The sequence below is a fragment of the Actinomycetota bacterium genome, from assembly GCA_036280995.1.
Classification (GTDB): domain Bacteria; phylum Actinomycetota; class CALGFH01; order CALGFH01; family CALGFH01; genus CALGFH01.
Map to the genome: position 1 here is coordinate 1 of DASUPQ010000108.1, position 4,091 is coordinate 4,091.

Sequence of the window (4,091 nt, forward strand, 5' to 3'; positions counted from 1 at the left end):
GGCCAGGCCGGTGCTGCCGTTCCCGGTGGCGGGCTCGACGCCCGCTACGAAGATCTGCGTCACGCCGCCCTGCACGCGCGCGCCGAGGCGTTCCCGCTCGGCCTCGCCGTGCTCACCCGCCAGGGGGTGACCGCCTGGCGCCGCGCCCTGGCGCGTCTCGCCCCCGACCCCTTGTCCCGCCCAGCGCCGGCACCGCCACCGGCGTCGGCCGGGACGGTGCCGGCCCCGATCGCCGCCGAGCTCGTCGACGCGCTGGCCGCCGTCGCGCTCGCCGGCACCTGATCCACCGGTCAGTCCTCACCCTGTCCGTCTCTCCGCGACCGTTCTTGTCACCGCCGTGCTCGGCGGGAAGGAGCATGCCTGGTGTTCACCGATTCCGCGGCATCGAAGGTGACCGCCGCCCAGCTGGGCAAGCCGGCGCTGCTGTATGTGCGCCAATCCACCCTCAAACAGGTCATCCACAACGCCGAGTCCGCGCACCGCCAGTACGACCTGCGCGGCCGGGCGATCGCGCTGGGCTGGACCGACCAGCAGATCAGCGTGATCGATGTCGACCAGGGCCACTCCGGCGCCAGCGCCGCGGACCGGGAAGGGTTCCAGCACCTGGTCGCCGAGGTGTCGCTGGGCCGGGCCGGGATCGTGCTCGGCCTGGAATGCTCCCGGCTGGCCCGCAACTCCGCCGACTGGCACCAGCTGCTCGAGCTGTGCGCGATGACCAGCACCCTGATATGCGACGAGGACGGTCTCTACGACCCCCGCCAGTTCAACGACCGGCTGCTGCTCGGCATGAAGGGCCAGATGAGCGAGGCCGAACTGCACTTCATCAAGGCCCGGCTGCGCGGCGGGGTGCTGTCCAAGGCCCGCCGCGGCGAGCTGGCCACCCCGCTGCCGGTCGGGCTGGTCTACGACGCCGCCGGCCACGTGGTGCTCGACCCCGACACCGGCGTGCAGCACGCCATCCGGCACCTGTTCGACACCTTCACCGCCACCGGATCCGCGACCGCCTGCGTCAAGGCCTTCCGCACCGCCGGCCTGTCCTTCCCCTGGCGGCACCTCACCGGGCCCCGCAAGGGCGAGCTGGACTGGAAGCCGCTGCAACACCACACCGCGCTGCGGGTGCTGCACAACCCCCGCTACGCCGGCGCGTTCACCTACGGCCGCCACCGGCACCACAAACTGCCCAGCGGGAAGTGGTCGACCACCACCCTGCCGCGCGAGGAATGGATCGCGTTCATCCCGGACTCCCATCCCGGCTACATCACCCTCGAGCAGTTCGACGCCAACCGCGCCCGGCTGGCCGCCAACGCCGCCGCCCACGGCCGCGACCGTGCCGGCGGACCACCACGCGAAGGGCCCGCGCTGCTGCAGGGAATCATCGTCTGCGGCAGGTGCGGGCAGCGGATGACCGTGCGCTACCACCGCCGCCGCACCAAGACCATCCCCAACTACCTGTGCCAACGCGCCGGCATCGACAACGCCGAACCGATCTGCGCCTCCATCCCCGGCGCCGACCTCGACCACAGCATCGGGCAGCTGCTGCTGCAGACCCTGTCCCCACTGGCCGTCGAGGCCGCGCTCGCCGTGTCCGCCGAACTTGAGCAACGCGCCGACGAAGCCGACCGGATGCGCGCCGCCCAGGTCGAGCGCGCCCGCTACCACGCCGACCTGGCCCGCCGACGCTACCTCGCCGTCGACCCCGCCAACCGGCTCGTCGCCGACAGTCTCGAAGCCGACTGGAACACCGCCCTGCGCGCCCAGAACGAGGCGCAACAGACCTACGACAAGGCCCGCGAGCAGCACACCGGCACCCCCACCGACGCCCAACGCGCCCGCATCGACCAACTGGTCACCGACCTGCCCGCGATCTGGCACGACCCCGCAACCCCCGCCCGGGAACGCAAACGCATCGCCCGGCTACTGCTCACCGACGTCACCGTGCACCGCGACGCCGAGACCATCACCGCGCACCTGCGCTTCCCCGGCGGCCAGCACACCACGCTCACCGTGCCCGCCCCCAGGCCCGCGCACGAGCAGCGACGAACCCCCGCCGAGATCGTCGCCGCCGTCGACGACCTGCTCGACCGGCACGTCAGCGGTGAGATCGCCGACATCCTCAACGCCCGCGGCCTGACCAGCGGCACCGGCCAGCCGTTCCACCGACCCGCCGTCGACCGAATCATCCGCGCCTACCGGCTGCGCAGCCGTCGCCAACGCCTCCGGCAGGCAGGCATGCTCACCCCCACCGAGACGGCGAAACAGCTCGGTATCAGCCCCCAGACCGTCAAGAACTGGTGGCGGGCCGGGATTGTCGGCCGCCTCCGATACAACGACAAGGGCGAGATGCTCTACCACCGGCCCGACCCCGACAACCCACCCCAGCGACCCAAGATCGGAAGACCCACCAACGCGCGGTGACCAGCACAACCAGAAACAACCAGCCCATCAACCCGAGGAGGCGCAGTATGCAACCCGAGGCTTGTCCTTCGGCTTGGCCGCCCTGGCCGGGTCGATCAGCGTGCCGTAGTGGGCGGCCATCTCGCCGTAGCACCGGTTGATCCTCGGGTCGTACAGGTCCGGCTTGTCCACCCCGGTCTTCAAGTTGTCCGGCACCAGCCGGGCGACCACACCGGAGAAGAACTCGAACGCCAAGACGTGGCACTCGGTCCAGGTGGCCTGGTCCATCACCAGCACCGGCCGCACGAACATGTGCCGCGAACACGCCAGCACCATCACGAACGCCCACACCGTGCGGCGTCGGCCGGTCTGCGGGTCGGCCCACATCCCCAGCCGGCCGTAGTCGATCTGAGCCTCCGAACCCGGCTCGGCCGGGGTGGGCCGCAGCACCTTGACCTGGGACCGGCGTACCTCTTCGGGCAGGTTGGCCCGCATCCACCGCCGCAACGACGCCACCGACGCGTCCACGCCACGCTCGTCGACCAGCCGCTGGTGGATCGTGGCCGCCGTCACCCCGGCCTCCAGCTGGTCGACGATGTAGTCGTGGTGGGCCGCGATCTGGGGCCAGGTCAGCTGCCGCAGCCGGGCATCGGCCAACTCCGGGAACCACTGCCCGGCCAGCTCGCGCCATACCGCCTCGTCCCGGACAGGCTCCCCCGGGCTCATCCCCGCCGCCGCCAACGGCGCCAGATACTTCCGTACCGTCTTGGGCGACAACCCCAGGCTCCGCGCGATCTGGGCCCGAGTCCGGCCCGCGTCCCAATGGGTGTAGATCTCCACCAAATCGACCATGTCGAACGTCCTCCTCGCCATCTGTGGGCTCCTTCGCTCACCGGTTGGTGAGCCGGAGCCTCATCCCTGACAAGGACCAGACCCGCCCGACACGCACGTCGTCCCCATAGGGAAATACGTGATCGGCCAGGGTGGGGAATTACGTGATCGCGGACCCCTCAGACCTGGGGAATTTCATGATCGCTGACACGCATACCGGCCCGAGGGCAGGTGTGCCAACGGGCCGTCCTCGAGCTCGGCGATGACCTGTTCGATCACCGCGTGGTCGCGGTGATGCTGATCGGCCTGGACCACGACGAGGGTGGTGTTGGTGATGAACGCGTGATGCCAGTAGGCGCCGAACAGCTCGCCCTGCCGCGGGGGTTGGAGCCGTTTCACCCGGCGCACCACCAGCCGGCACTCCACGTGGTCGCGCTTGCGGCGGGAGGTGAACGCGGTGAAAGTGGTCTCGGCGACCTCGGCGTCGGAGATCCAGGCCTGCTCCTCGTCGTCCCAGACCGCGTTCGGGTAGGTGATCGGGGTCCAGGCGTCCTCGGGGATCGCTGCGATCGCGGCCAGCACCGGCCGGGTCATCCGGGCGGTCACGCTGAACCAGGCCCCGGCCCGGACCGCGGCGGCGACGCGAGCTGGCGGGCCGCCGCGCTCCTGGCATACAGCCCGGCACCATCTCGCCGTCGATGCCCAGCTCGCCACACGCCCGCAGCCGCGGCACCAGTACCGGCAGGAACGGGCGCCCAGCTTGGGCGCGGGCCGCGCGGAGCACCGCGCCGCAGAACCGCAGCGCCGCCACCACGTGCTCACCGTAGGTCCAGCCGCGGCCACCGCGGGCAGGACGATCCGCGGCC

3 protein-coding genes and 1 pseudogene are annotated in these 4,091 nt (G+C 71.2%); 2 read left to right on the top strand and 2 right to left on the bottom strand.

What is annotated here, in order from left to right:
• Both VF468_03280 and VF468_03285 read left to right on the top strand, forming a co-directional pair.
• The coding region (locus VF468_03280) for a hypothetical protein (GenBank protein ID HEX5877336.1) at positions 1-282 on the top strand (282 nt) is incomplete at its 5' end.
• A gap of 81 nt (positions 283-363) precedes the next feature.
• Positions 364-2,415 (top strand): recombinase family protein, encoded by a 2,052-nt coding sequence (locus tag VF468_03285; GenBank protein HEX5877337.1) that lies wholly within the window; start codon positions 364-366, stop codon positions 2,413-2,415.
• A gap of 51 nt (positions 2,416-2,466) precedes the next feature.
• Here the strand turns inward: VF468_03285 and istA are convergent.
• Both istA and VF468_03295 read right to left on the bottom strand, forming a co-directional pair.
• Positions 2,467-3,246: pseudogene (gene istA / locus VF468_03290) on the bottom strand (IS21 family transposase).
• A gap of 174 nt (positions 3,247-3,420) precedes the next feature.
• Positions 3,421-3,831, bottom strand: a complete 411-nt coding sequence (locus VF468_03295; protein HEX5877338.1) for a hypothetical protein — start codon at positions 3,829-3,831, stop codon at positions 3,421-3,423.
• Positions 3,832-4,091: the final 260 nt, after the last annotated feature.